Origin of the sequence: Duganella sp. CT11-25, assembly GCF_047302815.1 — a bacterium.
Taxonomy (GTDB): Bacteria; Pseudomonadota; Gammaproteobacteria; order Burkholderiales; family Burkholderiaceae_D; genus Rugamonas.
Window position 1 is genome coordinate 246,564 of the sequence record NZ_JBKBFD010000001.1, and the last position, 16,978, is coordinate 263,541.

At 66.6% G+C, this 16,978-nt stretch carries 14 protein-coding genes; 1 reads left to right on the plus strand and 13 read right to left on the minus strand.

Features of this window, described 5'->3' with window-relative positions; translation table 11 throughout:
- Positions 1-8: 8 nt before the first annotated feature.
- The 9 genes from ACEN9F_RS00975 to wrbA form a co-directional block, all read right to left on the minus strand.
- Positions 9-1,514, minus strand: coding sequence for a DEAD/DEAH box helicase (locus tag ACEN9F_RS00975; RefSeq protein WP_413416918.1), 1,506 nt, complete (start codon positions 1,512-1,514; stop codon positions 9-11).
- 61 nt (positions 1,515-1,575) lie between these two features.
- On the minus strand, positions 1,576-2,661 hold the full coding sequence (locus tag ACEN9F_RS00980; RefSeq protein WP_413416919.1) for a threonine aldolase family protein: 1,086 nt from the start codon (positions 2,659-2,661) through the stop codon (positions 1,576-1,578).
- A gap of 33 nt (positions 2,662-2,694) precedes the next feature.
- Positions 2,695-4,530 (minus strand): ABC transporter transmembrane domain-containing protein, encoded by a 1,836-nt coding sequence (locus ACEN9F_RS00985; RefSeq protein WP_413416921.1) that lies wholly within the window; start codon positions 4,528-4,530, stop codon positions 2,695-2,697.
- 73 nt (positions 4,531-4,603) lie between these two features.
- Positions 4,604-5,701, minus strand: coding sequence for a lipocalin-like domain-containing protein (locus ACEN9F_RS00990; protein WP_413416923.1), 1,098 nt, complete (start codon positions 5,699-5,701; stop codon positions 4,604-4,606).
- Entirely contained in the window at positions 5,701-8,307 is a 2,607-nt protein-coding gene (locus ACEN9F_RS00995; protein ID WP_413426930.1) for an ABC transporter permease, read from the minus strand. Before ACEN9F_RS00995 ends, ACEN9F_RS00990 begins: the two co-directional genes overlap by 1 nt.
- On the minus strand, positions 8,307-8,720 hold the full coding sequence (locus tag ACEN9F_RS01000) for a DUF4124 domain-containing protein (protein WP_413416925.1): 414 nt from the start codon (positions 8,718-8,720) through the stop codon (positions 8,307-8,309). The genes ACEN9F_RS00995 and ACEN9F_RS01000 overlap by 1 nt, the downstream gene beginning before the upstream one ends.
- 32 nt (positions 8,721-8,752) lie before the next feature.
- Entirely contained in the window at positions 8,753-10,159 is a 1,407-nt protein-coding gene (locus ACEN9F_RS01005) for an FAD-binding oxidoreductase (RefSeq protein WP_413416927.1), read from the minus strand.
- Positions 10,156-10,563, minus strand: a complete 408-nt coding sequence (locus ACEN9F_RS01010) for a DUF2069 domain-containing protein (protein WP_413416929.1) — start codon at positions 10,561-10,563, stop codon at positions 10,156-10,158. The genes ACEN9F_RS01005 and ACEN9F_RS01010 overlap by 4 nt, the downstream gene beginning before the upstream one ends.
- 13 nt (positions 10,564-10,576) lie before the next feature.
- Positions 10,577-11,188 (minus strand): NAD(P)H:quinone oxidoreductase, encoded by a 612-nt coding sequence (gene wrbA / locus ACEN9F_RS01015; RefSeq protein WP_413416931.1) that lies wholly within the window; start codon positions 11,186-11,188, stop codon positions 10,577-10,579.
- 65 nt (positions 11,189-11,253) lie between these two features.
- Between wrbA and ACEN9F_RS01020 the strand changes: the two genes are divergently transcribed.
- The gene (locus tag ACEN9F_RS01020; protein WP_413416933.1) at positions 11,254-12,630 is read left to right on the plus strand and encodes a YihY family inner membrane protein; all 1,377 of its coding nucleotides are present in this window, start codon (positions 11,254-11,256) and stop codon (positions 12,628-12,630) included.
- Between the two features lie 8 nt (positions 12,631-12,638).
- Here ACEN9F_RS01020 and ACEN9F_RS01025 read toward each other — a convergent pair whose 3' ends face one another.
- From ACEN9F_RS01025 to ACEN9F_RS01040, 4 genes are all read right to left on the minus strand, one after another.
- Entirely contained in the window at positions 12,639-14,099 is a 1,461-nt protein-coding gene (locus ACEN9F_RS01025) for a PLP-dependent aminotransferase family protein (RefSeq protein WP_413416935.1), read from the minus strand.
- A 9-nt stretch (positions 14,100-14,108) separates the two neighbouring features.
- On the minus strand, positions 14,109-14,693 hold the full coding sequence (locus tag ACEN9F_RS01030; protein ID WP_413416937.1) for a LysE family translocator: 585 nt from the start codon (positions 14,691-14,693) through the stop codon (positions 14,109-14,111).
- Between the two features lie 142 nt (positions 14,694-14,835).
- Entirely contained in the window at positions 14,836-15,639 is an 804-nt protein-coding gene (locus tag ACEN9F_RS01035) for an alpha/beta fold hydrolase (protein WP_413416939.1), read from the minus strand.
- 1 nt (position 15,640) lies between these two features.
- Positions 15,641-16,951: an O-acetylhomoserine aminocarboxypropyltransferase gene (locus ACEN9F_RS01040; protein ID WP_413416941.1), complete on the minus strand. Its 1,311-nt coding sequence runs from the start codon at positions 16,949-16,951 to the stop codon at positions 15,641-15,643.
- Between the last annotated feature and the right edge of the window lie 27 nt (positions 16,952-16,978).

A 16,978-nucleotide genomic window follows, 5' to 3' on the forward strand; every position in this document is an offset into this window, starting at 1 on the left:
GCGACAGGTCAGCGTGGGCCCGGCTTGGACTTGCGGCCGCCCGGCTGCGCCGTGGCCTTGCCGGCCGTACGGGCCAGCGACTTGGCGCCGCGACCGCCGGTGACGACTACCGCACCTTTGGGCGCGGCAGGCTTGCCGGCAGCGCCGTAGATCCGCCCGCCGCCCGGCTTGCCGCCTGCGGGCCGTGCACCGCCGGCCGCTTTGCCCAGCTTGACGGGCGCCTCCCAGGTGCCCAGCGACGCATCGCCGCCGGCGGGGCGCGCCGCGGCCTTGTCGCCCGGCGGCCCGGTGAATGGACGCTTTTTCTTGGCCGGCGCTTCGGCCGCCGCTTTTTTGGCTGCCGCGATGGCGGCGCCTTTCGGACCGGTCTCCGGCACGCGGTGATCGGCCTCGAAGCCTGGTTCCTCCTTGCGTGCGATGACCTGGCGCGTCAGCGTTTCGATGGCCTTCAGGATCTCGACTTCATCGGCGCAGACCAGCGAGACCGCTTCGCCTTCCATGCCCGCGCGGCCGGTGCGGCCGATGCGGTGGATGTAGTCCTCGGCCACGGTCGGCAGGTCGAAGTTGACCACCTGCGGCAGCGCTTCGATATCCAGGCCGCGCGCGGCGACGTCGGTGGCGACCAGCAGCTGGACTTCGGCTTTCTTGAAGCGGGCCAGCGCCTTCAGGCGCGCAGGCTGGGTCTTGTCGCCGTGGATGGAGTCGGCCGAGATGCCGTGTTCCTGCAGCGTCTTGACCAGCGTTTCGACGCCCTTGCGCGTCTTGACGAACACCAGCACCTGGCCCCAGCCCAGCTTCTTCAACAGGTGCAGCAGCAGTTCCGGCTTGCGGCGCTTGTCGGTCGGGATCAGCCATTGCTTGACGCTCTTGGTGGCCGTGTTGCTGGCGCTGATCTGGATCGACAGCGGATCCTTCAGCATGCCGCCGGCCAGCTTGCGGATCTCGTCCGAGAAGGTGGCCGAGAACAGCAAGGTCTGGCGCTTCTTCGGCAGCGCCGCGAGCAGGATGTCGATGTCACGCTCGAAGCCCAGGTCCAGCATGCGGTCGGCCTCGTCGAGCACCAGCGTTTGCAGCATGGCGAAGCTGATCGCGCCCTGGTCGTGCAGGTCGATCAAGCGGCCCGGCGTCGCCACCAGCACGTCCAGGCCCTTGCGCAGCTTGGTGATCTGCGGCTCGATCGGCACGCCGCCGTAGGCCACGGCGGATTTCAGCGGCAGGTTGCCGCCATAGGTCCGGAAGCTTTCGTAGACCTGCTCGGCCAGTTCGCGGGTCGGCACCAGCACCAGGCAGCGCACGGCCTTCGGGCCGGTCACGCCGTCCATCGTCAGGCGCTGCAGGATGGGCAGCGCGAAGCCGGCGGTCTTGCCGGTGCCGGTCTGCGCGGCGGCCATCAGGTCGCGGCCCGCCAGCACGGCCGGTATGGCTTGCTTCTGGACGGGCGTGGGCTGCTTGTAGCCCAGAGTGTCCAGGGTGCGCTGGAGTGGATCGATCAGGCCGAGTGCTTGGAAAGTCATGATGTATGCCGTAAAACGTAAAAAGGGCGCAGTGTAGCCGGTTGTACCGGCTGATGCGGAATTAATTGGCCAGCGCCGCCGACCAAATGCCCAGGATCTCGCGCACGCGGTCGTCCGGGGTGTTGAGCAGGTTGTCGCCGATGTAAAGCTCCACCGAGCTGCGGCCAGGCAGCGCCGCGTGGCTGGCGCCGTTGAACAGCCACACGCCATGCTGCTCGGCGATGCGGTTGCGGATCTCTAGCGCGCGTTCGCGGCTGACCGGCAGATGCAGGTGCAGCATGCTGGCCTGCGGCCGGGCCGGATTGGGCGTCAGCAGCGGGTAGTCGCGCAGCGTCTCGTACAGCCATTGCGTGCGCCGGAAGTAGTCCGGCATCGCCGCCAGCCGCGTGTCGAACTGCATCGCCGCCGCGACCACATACGGCGTGCGCTGGTAGACGTTGCCGCCCTGGCGGCGGAACCATTCCTGGGCCTTGGCCACGAAGGACTCGCTACCCAGCAGCATGGCGCCGCCCATGCCGCCTATGCCCTTGTACAGCGAGATGTAGACCGAATCGAAGCCCGCCGCGATTTCGCCGGCGGGACGTTGATAGGCCGCCGCGGTTTCCCACAAGCGCGCGCCGTCCAGGTGCAGATGGATCGCCTGCTTGCGGCAGTAGGCCTTGATCTCGGCCAGTTCATCCCAGCCGGGGCACTGGCCGCCGATCTCGCGCATCGGCAGTTCCAGCGTGGCGGCGCCCAGCTTGTCCGGGATGCCTTTGAGCTCGTCCAGCGTCCACGGGCGGTGCTGGTCGCCGATCTGCAGCGCGTGGAAGTGGTCGAACAGCTGGTGGTTGCCGCGTTCATGGCGCAGGATATGCGAGGTCGGATGCAGCGCCACCAGTTTGCTGCCGCGTTCCTCGCAGGCGATGCGCAGCGCGGTCGCCTGCGTCATGGTGCCGGTGATGCAGAACAGCGCGGCCTCGAAACCCAGCAGTTTCGCGACTTTCTGCTCGAAATCCTGTATCAGCGCGCCGCTGCCGTAGGTGTCGTGCGCTACGCCGTTGGCCTCGCACCACGCTCCCATCGCCGCGAACAGCTGCGCGGGCGAGGGCTGGCGGTGGCCCGGAAGGTGGGTTGTGCAGCTAAGCCGCAGTTCTGCGTCGGTCAAGTCGTTCTCCTGAAAGAACGAATGATACCCCGATCAGTGTTCGACGTGAACGTTGTGGAACTGCAGAGCAGCCAGGTTGGCGTAGATGCCGCCCAGCGCCACCAGCGACGAGTGGGTGCCGGTTTCGACGATTTTGCCGTCTTCCATGACGATGATGCGGTCGGCGCGCTGCACGGTCGCCAGGCGGTGGGCGATGATGACGGTGGTGCGGCCGACCATCGCCGCCTCCAGCGCCTTTTGCACCAGGCGCTCCGATTCCGCATCCAGCGCGCTGGTGGCTTCGTCCAGCAGCAGCAGCGGTGGATTCTTCAACAGCGCGCGCGCGATGGCGATGCGCTGGCGCTGTCCACCGGACAGGCGCACGCCGCGCTCGCCCAGGAAGGATTGATAGCCCTGCGGCAGGCGCTCGATGAATTCGTGGGCGGCGGCCAGCTTGGCGGCCTGGATCACTTCCTCGTCGGTGGCGCCGTCGCGGCCGTAGCGGATATTTTCCATCGCGTCGGCCGAGAAGATCACCGTATCCTGGGGCACGATGCCGATGGCGCCGCGCAGCGTGTGCAGGTCGAGCTGGGTGATGTCGACGCCATCGAGCTTGATGCTGCCGCTTTGCGGATCGTAGAAGCGCAGGAACAGCTGGAACAGCGTGGTCTTGCCGGCGCCGGAAGGGCCGACCACGGCCACCGTTTCACCCGGCCGGATGTCCAGCGACAGGTGGCCCAGCGCCGCCGTTTCGGGACGCGACGGATACGAGAAGGTGACGTCGTGCAGGCTCAATGCGGCGCCGTTGGCGGCGCGCGGCGGCAGCGCCAGCGGTTGGGCCGGCGACTGGATCGCCGACTTGACCGACATCAGCTCCAGCAGGCGTTCGGTGGCGCCGGCGGCGCGCTGCGCTTCGCCCATCACTTCGGACAGGGCGCCGATGGCGCCGGCCACGATGGAGGCGTACAGGATGAACTGGCCAAGATCGCCGCCGGTCATGTCGCCGTTGAGCACCGCGTGCGCGCCCAGCCACAGCACGAAGACGATAGTGCCGAACACCAGCACGATGGCGATCATGGTCAGCAGCGCGCGGGCGCGGATGCGGCGCATCGCCGTCTGGAACGCGCCTTCGACCGAACTGCCGAAGCGCGAAGATTCGATATGCTCGTGCGTGAAGGACTGTACGGTCGGCATGGCGTTGAGGATTTCGCCCGCCATCGCCGAGGCATCGGCGATGCGGTCCTGTGAATCGCGCGACAGCTTGCGCACGCGGCGGCCGAACATCACGATCGGCAGCACGGTCAGGATCAGCAGGCCGATGATGATGGCCGACAGCTTGGGGCTGGTCACGAACAGCATCACCAGGCCACCGAGGAACAGCAGCACGTTACGCAGCGCCATCGAGATGCTGGTGCCCACCACCGCCTGGATCAGCGTGGTGTCGGTGGTGATGCGCGACAGGACCTCGCCGGTCTGCGTGGTCTCGAAGAATTCAGGGCTTTGCGTGACGACGTGCTTGTAGACCGCGCTGCGGATGTCGGCGGTGACGCGCTCGCCCAGCCAGGAGACGGTGTAGAAGCGCGCGGCCGTGGCCAGCGCCAGCACCGTGGCCACGCCAAACAGCGCCAGGAACACCAGGTCGACATGCTTGATGCTCTTGTCGCCGGCGCCGCCGAAGCCCAGGTCGATCATCTGCTTGAAGGCGGCCGGGATGGCCAGCGTGGCGCAGGCCGCGACCACCAGCGCGATGCCGGCCATGACGAACTGGCGCTTGTACGGCAGCAGGAACGGCACCAGCCCGCGCAGGGTGGCGAGGCTGCCTTTCTTTAATTCGCGTGCGGTGGTCGGTGCTGCTGCGGACGGCGTGCTGGCGGTGGTGCTATTGGTCATCGTGTGGCTGCGGTTTCGGTAAGTATGCTTTGGTGACGATTCGTATGGCTAAATATTGTGCTGATTATTTTCACTACAGTTTCATCGGTCGAACATAACCCGTCATTTCCAGGTAGGCGCGGCCGGCGGTCTTTCCATCCCTGCCGAGCGTTACCGCGCCTTCCCAGTACACCGCGCCGGTGGACCGGCGCGAATCGAGCTCCTGATCGTCCTGTAATGGCACGATCTCCCAAACGGTGCTGCCTGTGGAGAGCTGGGTCGCGACGGGATACTCGGCATTGGTGCGGGGCGAACGCCACCGCCTTTGCGGGGTAAAACTGACCTGGTCCGGCGAATACTGCGTGATTCTACCGGATGCATCGCGCCATGTCGCGTGCGCCCATAGTTTAGCACCTGTCTTGTCGCGGACCTGGAAAGCCATCAGCGCGCCGCCGTCGTCCAGGTTGGCGCCTATCCAGTCCCAGCCGACGGTGTCGGGATCGAGGGCGTCGCTCGACCATTCGTGGTCCAGCCAGGCGGCGCCGGTGACGGCGGCGGCCTTGCCGGCGCGCGTGACGCTGCCGCTGGCGCGCAGCTGCGGCTCGCTGTAGTAGTAGCTGCTGTGGATGGGCTGCGCGCTTTTGCGGGAAAAGCCCCGTTCGCCCTGTATCAGCGCGGGCTGCGAGGAAGTCAGCTTGATGTCGAAGGCGAAGTTGGGGGCGTCGACGTGGATGGCGTAGCTGCCGTCGGCGGCGCGCACCATGCGCCAGTCGTCCAGCTTGACGTCGGTGTCGCCGACCTTGGCGTAGGACAGGCCGAAGCCTTCTCGCGCGCTGCGCTGGTCGTGCAGCAGCTTGCCGTTGGCCGGATCGGACAGCGCGGCATGGCCGACGATCAGCTGCTTGGGGGCGAACCGGCTCGGATTGGCGCGGTCATGCCCGGTGGCGCTGCGGAAGAAAGTGACCTGGAAGCCCAGCGGCTTGCCGTCGGCGGTATTGAGCCAGCCGGTGACGTACCACCATTCGGTCTTGTAATCGGGATGGGCGCCGTAGTCGGCGGGGAATTGCAGCGTGGCGGCGGGCGGCAGCGGCACGACCGGCTTGAATTCGGGCGCGGCGGCCTGCGCGGGCAGCGCGGCCAGCATGGCGATGGCAGCCAGGATGGCAGCCCATGTGCGTAAGCGGTTCCGCATTACCAATCCTCCCTGACTGCGCGTATCGGTCCGCCGGACAATGACTGGCGCCCGGCCAGCAGCGCGGTCAGGGCGGCGGCGGCCAGCAGCAGGCCGGCCACGGTAGCCAGCAGGGGCCAGGGCAGGTGCAACTGCATGGTCCAGTGGAAGGACTGCGGATTGACGACAAAAACCAGTATCAGGCTGATGACCCAGCCCAGCGCGAAGCCGGTGGCGATGCCCAGGCCCGTCAGCGCGCCGCCTTCGATGGCCAGGATCGACAGGATCTGGCCGCGCGTGACGCCGACGTGCCGCAGCATGCCGAATTCCTTGGCGCGGGCCAGCGTCTGCGCGGAGAAGGTCGCCGCCACGCCGAACAGGCCGATGACGATGGCGATCGCCTCCAGCAGGTAGGTGATGGCGAAGCTGCGGTCGAACACCTTCATGCTCATGGCGCGGATCTCGGACGGCGCACTGGCGTCCAGCGTGGCGCCGAACGGCAGCTGCTTCAACGCCTGTTCCGTTTCGCCGGCCTTGACGCCGGGTTTGAGCATCAGGGCGACGCCGCTGGCATCGAGATCGCCGGTGATGGCGCGGTAGTCGCTCAGGCGCATCTGGATGGTGCCGGTGGGCCGCGCGTAATCGCGCCAGACGCCGGCGACTTGGAAGGCATGCAGCGCGCCGTTGAGCGGCAGTTCGATGCGCTTCCCGACCGCCATGTCGTACAGGTCCACCATCGCTTCCGAGACCCACACCGGCGGCGGTGCGCCGGGGCCGGGAACTTGCGTGGCGCCGACGATGGCCAGCGAGCGGCCCGGATCGGCGGCATCGACGTTACGCGCCATCAGCATCACGGGAGGCCGCGCGGCATCCAGCGAGACGGCGCGCGTGCGCAGGAGATCGACGCTGGCGACGCCGGGCAAGGCGGCGATTGCGGCTTGTTCCTGCGGCCGCAGGCCGGCCGTGGCGCCGCCGCTGGCGGTGCTGACGTAGAGATCGGCCGGCAGGATGTGCAGCAGCCAGTCGTCCAGCGAGACGCGGAAGCTGGCGACCATGATGGCCATCGCCACCATCAGGCTGAAGCTGGACAGCACACCGCCCAGCGCGATGCCGGCCTGGCTGGAGGCGTTGGCCAGGCGGGCCAGCGTCAGTGTCAGCACCGGCGAGGCGCCGGGCTGGTCGGCGGTGACGGCGCTCCAGCGCCGGTGCGCGAAGCGGAACACGATGGCGGCCAGTCGCGGCATCAAGGCGATGGCGCCGATCAGCAGCAGCGCGATCGACAGGTAGCCGAACAGGGGCAGCTCGAACACCGGCGGCGCCTGCGACAGCAGCGCGGCCAGCGCGATGCTCAGCAGCGACGGCCAGGCTTTGGACAGGCGCGACATCGCCGCTTCCTCGGTGCCGGACTTGAGCGCGACGGCCGGCTTGGCGCGCGCGGCGTCCAGCGCCGGCGCGGCGCAGCCCAGCAAGGCGACACCGACGCCGAGCGCGAAGTAGACCACGGCGGCGACCGGTGCGAACTGCACCTGCGGCTGCACGCCGGAGAAAAGGCCCGCGCCCAGGTCCGCGCCCATGAAGTGCAGCGCCGCCGCGGCCATGCCGTAGCCGGCGGCGATGCCGATGGCGGAACCGGCGATACCGAGGCTCAGGCCCTCGATCAGGATCTGGCGCAGCAGCCGCTGACGGTCCATGCCCAGCACGCGCAGCAGCGCAAACTGGCTGCGGCGGCGTATCACCGACAGCGCCTGCGTCGAGAATACGAGGAAGGCGCCGGTGAACAGTGCGACCAGCGCCAGCACGGTCAGATTGACGCGGTAGGCGCGGCTCATGCCTTCATTACGGCTGTTCTGCTCTTCGTCGTTGGGCTGATTGACGCGGAAGCGGCCGGGGTAGTCGCGTTGCAGCTGCTGTTCCAGCCGGACCTTGAAGGCGTCGCGATTGACGCCGTCGCGCAGTTTGAGGTCGACGCGGGACAACTGCCCGACCTTGTCGAAGCGCCATTGCGCGGCGCCCAGGTCCATCACGCCGATGCGCTGGCCGGCGCGGGCGCGTTGCAGCGAACCGGCCATGCGCAACTGTAGCGGATGGGTGCCGACTTGCAGCGTGAGCGACTGGCCGGCGGCGGGCTTGAGCCATTGCTGCGCGGCGGGCGACAGGAATACGGTGTCGTCGGCCAGGGTGTCGGCGACGTCGCTCCCGGCCGGCACGCCGATCAGGTCGGGCGAGATGAAGCCGGCGCGGAAAACGTCGATGCCGATGATCTTGAGCGCCGTGCGCTGGCCCGGCACGGAGGCGTCGAACTCCAGCACCGGCGATGCGACCGCCACGCCGTCGCGCCGCGCCAGCAGCGGGTAGACCGCTTCGTCGAAGAATGGCTCGGTGCCGCGCACCTGCACATCGGCCACGCCGGACAGGCCTTTGATGGCAGACGAGAATTCGTTGAAGGCGGCCGCGTTGATCAGGTGGATGGCGAAGCCGAGCGAGATGCCGACCGCGATGGCGGCGATCGCCACCAGCGCCCGCGCCGGGTGGGCGCGCCATTCGCCCAGCAGCAGCCAGCGCGACAGGCGCCGCATCGAGGCGGCCGGCGTTGCGGGGACGGGTGCCGCCGGGACCTGGTCGTGCATCAGTGCGGACACTCCAGCGCCATTGCTTCACCGGCGCGCTTGGCCTTGAGCCTGGCCGCTTCGGCCGCGCCACCGGTGGCGCGGCGGGCGTCTTCGTCCGCCCATTGCTTGTTCAGTTTGAGCTTGCCGCATTTCTTGCGCTGCACGGCGGCCGCCTGCGCGGCCCTGGCGTCTTCACGCTCGTCTTTGTCCTGGCGCTTGAGGCGGGACTTCTCCAGCGCGTCGGCCTGTTTTTTCTGCTGGCGGACCGCCTTGATGGCGTCGGGATCGGCGGCCGGCGCGGCCTGCACGTCCAGGACCGCCTTGGCGCCGGCGCTGGCGGGACAAGGCTGGTCGCTGTAGCTGACCTTGCCGTCCACCGTGCATTTGTGGACGGTCTGGGCTTGCGCCGCCAGCGCGGCGAATGACAACATGACAGCAGCACAGGTTTTCATCTCATCCTCGCTTAAATGACTTTGCCGGGATTCATGATACCCAGCGGGTCCAACGCTGCCTTGATGGCTCGCATCATGTTGAGCTCCACCGCCGGCTTGTAGTGGGCCAGTTCGTCGCGCTTCAACGCGCCGATGCCATGTTCGGCCGAGATCGAGCCACCGAAACTGACCACGCTGTCATGCACGACGCGGTTCACCTTGTCCTGGTTGACCAGGAACGCTTCATTGGAGATGCCGTCCGGCGGCGCGACGTTGTAGTGCAGGTTGCCGTCGCCAAGGTGGCCAAAGCACACCAGCTGGCAGCCGGGGAAGGCCGCTTCCAGCTGAGGTCCGGTGACGGCGATGAAGTCGGCGATGCGCGATACCGGCAGCGAGATATCGTGCTTGATGTTTTTGCCGGCCTTGGCCTGCGCCAGCGGGATATGCTCGCGCAGTTGCCACAGCCCGGCCGATTGCGCCACCGAGGTCGCCACCACCGCATCGGCGATGACATCGCGCTCAAGCGCGGCGCCGATCGAGCGTTCCAGCAGGCCGACCGCATGCTCTTCCGATTCGCTGCTCGACAGCTCCAGCAGCACGTACTGTGGATGCGGCATAGCGAATGGCTTGGGCAGCTGCGGGAACTCGCGTGCCACCAGGTCCAGGCAGAACCGCGACATCAACTCGAAGCCGGTCAGGCTGGAGCCGCAGTGATCCTGCATCAGCACCAGCAACTGCTGGGCTGCGGCGGGCGAGGGCACGGCCGCCAGCGCGGTGATGCTGGCCTTGGGCTGCGGGTAGAGCTTGAGCACCGCGCCGGTGATGATGCCCAGCGTGCCCTCGGCGCCGATGAACAAATCGCGCAGGTCATAGCCGGTATTGTCCTTGCGCAGGCCGCGCAGCCCGCTCCAGATCTCGCCCTGCGGCGTGACGACCTCCAGCCCGAGACACAGTTCGCGCGTATTGCCATAGCGGAGAACCGCCGTGCCGCCCGCGTTGGTGGACAGGTTGCCGCCGATGGTGCAGCTGCCTTCTGCCGCCAGCGACAACGGGAACAAACAGCCTTGCGCCGCCGCCGCTTCCTGGATCTGCTGGAGTATGCAGCCGGCATCGACCGTCATGGTGCGGTTGACCGTATCGATTTGGCGGATGGTGTTCAGGCGGGCCAGCGACAGCACCACGGCCGTGCCGCTGGCATTGGGCACGCTGCCGAGCACCAGGCCCGTGTTGCCGCCTTGCGGCACCAATGCCACCCGATGGTCGGCGCAGGCGCGCACCAGCGCCGCCACTTGCTCCACCGTGCCGGGGCGCAGCACGGCGGCGGCCTTGCCGGTAAAGCGGCCGCGCCAATCGGTGAGGAAGGGCGCCATGTCGGCCGCCGTATCGAGTACGTAGGCGTCGCCCAAAACGGCGCGGCATTGGGCGAGGAAGTCCATCATTTGACGGTCGAGACCTTCACCTTATCGAGCAGTTCCTTGGCCAGCTTCTTTGCCGCCTTCTTGTAAGGACGCAGATACATCACGGCGCAGACGAAGTAGACGCAGACGATCAGCGCCTCGCCCCAGCCCAGCCACGACGACAGGCTGCCGGTGTCGCTCCAGCCGCGCACCACGCCCTCGGTGAAGTACAGCAGTATCATCATCGAGGTCCACTGCAGCGTGTAGATGTCGCGCTTCCAGACGCCGTACAGCGGCAGCAGCAGCGGCGCGGCCTTCAGCACCAGCCACGAGCCGCCCGGCTTGAGCGGCGCCAGCACCGCCTCCCACAGCACGCACCAGATAATCAGCGTCACCAGGCTGCCGATGGCGCCCCAGTGAAAATACTTCTGCATAGTGTTTTCCATCTTGCGTCTCCGATCAGGCTGCGGCGCGGAGTTTGACGGCCGTCTCGGCCAGGCGCCGGCCCAGCGCGATGGCCAGGCGTCTTTCATCTTCGGTGATGCTCTTCTTGCCGTCAAGTCCGGCCCAGTGGCTGGCGCCATACGGCGTGCCGCCGCTGGCGGTGGTCATCAGTTCCGGGTTCGTGTACGGCAGGCCGAGCACCATCAGGCCGTGGTGGAACAGCGGTATCATCATCGACAGCAGCGTCGACTCCTGGCCGCCGTGCAGGCTGCCGGTGGAGGTGAACACGCAGGCCGGCTTGCCCGCCAGCGCGCCGGACAGCCACTGGCTGGCGGTGCCGTCCCAGAAATACTTCATGGCCGAGGCCATGTTGCCGAAGCGGGTGGGCGAGCCCACGGCCAGTCCGGCGCATTCGTCCAGGTCGTCCAGTTCGACGTAGGGAGCGCCTTCGGCCGGCACGTCCGGCTCGGTCGCCTCGGCCACGGTCGACACGGCGGGAACCGTGCGCAGGCGGGCGTCGCAGCCCGGTACGCTCTCGACGCCCTGGGCGATCAGCTCAGCCAATTTGCGCGTGGCGCCGTGACGTGAGTAAAACAATACGAGAATAATCAGATTAGGTGGGTTCATCAGCGGTATTATAGGGCGCTTTAGCGGGTGGCATCGTTGCCACTTTTGTAATTCGATTATCCCTCATGTCCGCAAAATATATACGCCCGATTTTTCAGTATCTGTTCCGTACCTGCCGCAGCGGCCTGGAGACCATGCGCTCGCTGTCCTGGCCCGAGGTGCGGGACCTGTTTTTGTTCGCCCATCGCCGCCTGCGCGAGGAGAGCCTGCCGCAGGTCGCCGGCAGCCTGACCTTCACCACCGTGTTTGCGCTGGTGCCCCTGCTGACCATCGCGCTGGCGATCTTCACCACTTTCCCGCTGTTTAACACCTTCCGCAGCTCGCTGGAGGCGTATTTCGTCCAGAGCGTGATGCCGAAGTCGATTTCGAGCACCATCCTCAATTACCTGACCATGTTCGCCTCCAAGGCCACGCGGCTGTCGGCGGTGGGCGCGGTGGCGCTGATCTTCACCTCGATCGCGATGATGAACCTGATCGAGCGCGTGTTCAACCGCATCTGGCGCGTGCGCGCGCGGCGCAGCTGGACCCGGCGCATCCTGGTCTACTGGGCCATCCTGACGCTGGGCCCACTGCTGATCGGCGTCTCGCTGACGCTGTCGTCGCAGGTGTTCATGGCCACCAGCGACCTGGTGGGCCATGTGCCGGTGCTGGGCGCGCTGATCTACACCGTGGTGTCGCTGGCGCTGACCACGGCCGGTTTCACGCTGTTGTACGTCGCCGTGCCCAATCGCGACGTCGACTGGTACGACGCGGCCTGGGGCGGCCTGGTGGCCGGCCTGGCCTTCGAGCTGGCCAAGCGCGGCTTCGCGGTATTCATCACGCAGTTCCCGACCTATTCGAAGATCTACGGTGCGCTGGCGGCCTTGCCGCTGTTCCTGCTGTGGGTCTATGTCTCGTGGCTGATCACGCTGGTCGGCGCCTTGCTGGTGGCCGCGCTGCCGGTGGTGAAGTACGAGCGCTGGTGGCATGAAGCGCAGCCCGGCGGCGAATTCGTCGACGCGATGGCGATCCTCAAGGTGCTGCACGTGGCCTGCAAATGCGGCGACACGGCGCTGGTCAGCGCCGGCGCGATCCGCTCGCGCACGCGCCTGGGCTTCGATGAAATGGACAATCTATTGGAGCGCATGATGGCCGAGGGCTGGGTGGGGCGCGTGCCGGTGTCCGCGCCGGCGCGGGTCCAGTGGGGCAAGCGCGTCAGCGATGGCGCCGATCATTGGGTCATCCTGGCCAACCTGGACAAGCTGACCCTGGCCGATGTCTACCGCCTGTTCGTGTTTGCCGGCATGCCGATCAACGCCGGCGTGGTGGCGGTCAGCGACGACGAACGCGACTTGCACGCCGCGCGCGAAGCCGCGTCGCTGGCGCGCGAAGTGGAAACCGCCGTCGAAACAGGCCTGGGTAAAACCCTGGCCGACCATTTCGGCCCGCTCGACTGCCGGTAAGCGTTCGTTCAAGCGCCCGAACGAACCGCGCCGCTGGCGCGCGCCAGGCTTGAACGCGCTCCCGCCACGGCTTGCAAGCGTTCTTGCAGGTAGTTGCTCAGGCGGGGATGCTGGCTGAACGCGACATTGAAGCGGATGTGCTGGTCGGGCGTGTCGTTTGCCGAGAAGGCGGCACCCCGCATCAGCAGAATATTGTTGCGGTAGGCGTCTTGCACCACCAAGTCAACGTCCAGGCCTTCCGGCATGGTGCCCCACAAGAAGATGCCCGCGTCGCCGGGCTGCTCGAACAGCACGCCCGCCGCGCGCAATTGCTGCGCGCTGGTGTTGCGTGCCGCCATGATCTTGCGTTGCAGACGGTCCAGGTGCTTGCGCAGGTTGCCGGCCCGGAGGACTTCCAGCAGTACATATTCGTTCAGCGCCGGCATCGTCATGATGGAGTGAATCTTGGTGCGCATCAGCACTCTGAGCAGGGCAGGGGCGGCGGCGAGATAGCCCATCCGCAAAGCGGGGCTCAGCGCCTTGCAAAAACTGGAGTAGTAGATTACGCCGTCAAGCCCCGCCAGTGATGCCAGCCTCGTACTGTGGCCTTGCTGGAAATGACCATGCACGTCGTCTTCGGCGATCAGGAAGCCATGTTGCTGCGCCAGTATCAAGACCTTGTGTAAATTGGCGGCGCTGCTGCTCCAGCCGGTGGGATTATGCAGGGCCGTTTGCACAAACAGCAGGCGTGGACGGTGTTCGCGGCAGGCGGCCTCCAATGCATCCAGGTCGAGGCCATCGGGACCGCGCTTGATGGGCACCAAACGTATGCCATCCTGGCGCAGCCGGCCGAACATCAGGAAGTACCCGGGATCCTCCACCAGCACGGTGTCGCCAGCTTGTAAGAAACTACGACAAATCAGGTCGATCGCATGGGTGCCGCCAAAGGTCGTGAGTATGTGGCCGGCGTCAGCGGCAATGCCGATGCCGCGCAATAGCAAGGCGATGTGCTCGCGCAGCTCCGGCAGCCCTTGCGGTGGACAGCGCGAGGCCATGCCTGCGGCGCTGCGCGTCAAGGCCTTTTGCACGGCGCTGGCCGGTACCGCGTCCTGCAGCCAGGTTGGCGGCAAGGCGCCACTGCTGGCCAACAAGATGCCGGCGCGCTGATCGTTGGCCTGCTGCGCCAACCAGACCGGCTCTTGTTCCTCGCCCGCTTCCAGCGCGACCTCATCGGGAATTGACTTGCCGGCGTCGTTAGGTGTGCACACAAAAAAGCCCGCAGTGCCATGTGTATCAATGACGCCTGCGGCGACCAGCCTGTCATAGGCGACCACCACGGTATTCGTGCTGACGGCTAGCTGGGTGGCGAGCTGGCGTATCGACATCAGCTTGGTGCCGCCAGGCAGAGCCCGGCTCTCGACCATGTGGCGCAGTTGCGCCTCAATCTGCTTGGACAGGGCGATGGGAGAGGAGCGGTCGATGGTGAACATGGCGAGAGTCTAGCGCAAAAACATGACGGCCAGGACCAGCAGGATGGCGCCCATCGTCAAGTTGAAGATGCGCTGCTTGCGTGGATCTTTCAGCAAGTGGCGAATCGAGACGCCAAACAGCGCCCACATGGCATTGCAGGGTGCCCCCACGGCGGTGCCTATCGCCGCGACCAGCAGCGCATCGGCGACCGTATTTTGCCCTGCGGGCATGAACACCGAGGCTACGGTAACGGCCTTGACCCAGCTCTTGGGGTTAAGCGCTTGAAATATCGTAGCCTGGGCAAACGACACCGCCTTGGGCGCCTGCGCCGCGCCCGCCGATGCCCCGCTGAGCTTCCAGGCCAAAAACACCAGGTACAACGATCCCGCGATCCGCAGCACCTGATGCGCCAATGGGTAGGTATCAAAGACAGTACCCAGCCCGACGCACATGAGCAAGGTTTGCACGAACATGCCGGCCTGGATGCCCAGGACGACCGGCAGCGCGCCGCGACCGCCAAAATTGGCGCCGGTGGTGGCGAGCATGACGTTGTTCGGCCCGGGCGTGGCCGACATCACGAAGCAATAGCTTATCAAGGGCAGGAGTTCGGTCATGCGATGCCTTCACAGTTTGGGAACGGGCCCAGTCTATGAGCACGGCGCGGCCGGCACAAGGCACAAGAGCAAGGACACAGACCCATGCTGTATCGGTCGATAGACCGCTACAGTTATACAGGCTGCGAACCGCTTATCCGCTTCAGGTTCCCGCAAAACTGAACAGCGCGTCCAGCACCGCGTCCGGCTGCTCGCTCATCAGCGAATGGCCGCTGTCCACCGTCTCCACCTTGGCGTGGGCGATGGTGGAGGTCAGCAGCCTGGTGGATTTTGGCGGCGTCATCATGTCGCGCGCGCCGAACAGGAACAGGGTGGGGCAGCGTACCGCCTGCGCGGCCGCTTCGCCGTTGGCATAGGCGTTGCAGGCCGCGAAATCGGTATGGAACACCTGCGCCGGATTGATCTGCGAGATGCGCTGCATCAGCCGCCGCGCGCCGCCCATGGTGTTGAATCCCGGCCCGGGGCAGGACGGCTTTTGCGCGATCGACGAGTGCGACCAGATGTTGACCATGTCGATCGCGCTTTGCTCGTCGCTGCGGGAGGTTTCCAGCAGCGCGTCCGAGACTGTCATCGGATAGGTCGAGCCTATCATCGCCAGGTGGCTGGCGCGCTGCGGCGCCTTGAACGATGCCTCCAGCGCGATCAGCGATCCCATGCTGTGGCCGAACAGCGCGGCCTTTTGCACGCCCGCCGCATCCAGTACCTCCAGCAGCCAGTCCGCCAGTTCCGGCACGCTGGCCTTGGCCGTGCCCTTGCTGCGGCCGTGTCCCGGCAGGTCCACCGCTAGCACGCCGTAGCCGTGATGGGCGAAGTAGCGGGTCTGCAAAATCCATACCGAATGGTCGTTTTGCGCGCCGTGGATGAAGACCACGGTCGGCAAGGCTGGATTGAACGGCTTGCCGCCGGTGTAGCAATAGGCGTCGACGCCTTGGACTGTCAGCAGCATCTCAGGCTCCCTTCTGCGACAGCTTCAGGCCGCGCGCCAGGTCTTCGATCAGGTCGTCGGCGTCTTCCAGCCCGACCGACAGGCGCATCGTGCCTTCGGTGATGCCGGCCGCCGCCAGCTGCTCGGACGGCACGCGGAAGTGCGTGGTCGATGCCGGATGGATCACCAGCGACTTGGCATCGCCGACATTGGCCAGGTGCGAGAACACCTTGAGGCTGTCGACAAGGCGCCGGCCCGCCGCGCGGTCGCCTTTCAGGCTGAAAGAGAAGACCGCGCCGCAGCCCTTGGGCAGCAGGCGCTTGGCCAGCTCGTAGTCCGGGTGCGATGGCAGTTCCGGATAGGACACCGATTCCACGGCGGGATGCGCCAGCAGGAACTCGACCACCTTGCGCGTGTTGGCCACGTGCCGGTCCATGCGCAGGCTGAGCGTCTCCACGCCCTGCAGCACGGCGAAGGCGTTGTGCGGACTCATGACGGCGCCGAAGTCGCGCAAGCCTTCGCGCCGCGCCCTCAGCGCAAACGCCGCCACGGTCGACTCCTCGGCGAAGACCATGCCGTGGAAGCCGTTATACGGCTCGCATAGCTCGGCAAAGCGGCCGGTCCGCTCGTAGGCGTTGTGCCAGTCGAAGGTGCCGCCGTCCACCAGCAGGCCGCCGATGGCGGTGCCGTGCCCGCACAGGAACTTGGTCGCCGAGTGGAACACCAGATCGGCGCCATGCTCGAAAGGCCGCAGCAGGTAGGGCGTGGTGAAGGTCGAATCCATCATCAGCGGCAGGTGCTGCTCATGCGCCAGCGCGGCGACCGCGCCGATGTCCAGCACGTCCAGCCCCGGATTGCCCAGCGTTTCGGCGAACAGCACCTTGGTGTTGGGGCGGATCGCGGATCGCCAGGCGTCCAGGTCGCGCGGATCGACGAAGGTGGTGTCGATGCCGAAGCGCTTGAGCGTGTAGGCCAGCAGGTTGTGCGAGCCGCCGTACAGCGCGCGCGAGGCGACGATGTGCGAGCCGGCGCCGGCGATCGTGCACAGCCCCAGGTGCATGGCGGCCTGGCCGCTGGCGGTGGCGATGCCGGCCACGCCGCCTTCCAGCGCGGCGATGCGCTCTTCCAGCACGGCGTTGGTGGGATTGGAGATGCGCGAATACACGTGGCCCGCGCGCTCCATATTGAACAGCGACGCCGCATGATCGGAGTCTTTAAACGCAAACGAGGAGGTGAAGTAGACCGGCGTGGCGCGCGCGCCGGTGGTCGGGTCGGGCGCCGCGCCGGCGTGCAGCGACTGGGTGTCGAAACCGGGGTATTTGGGACCGCTCATATTGTCTCGGTGGAGTTATAGGTATGC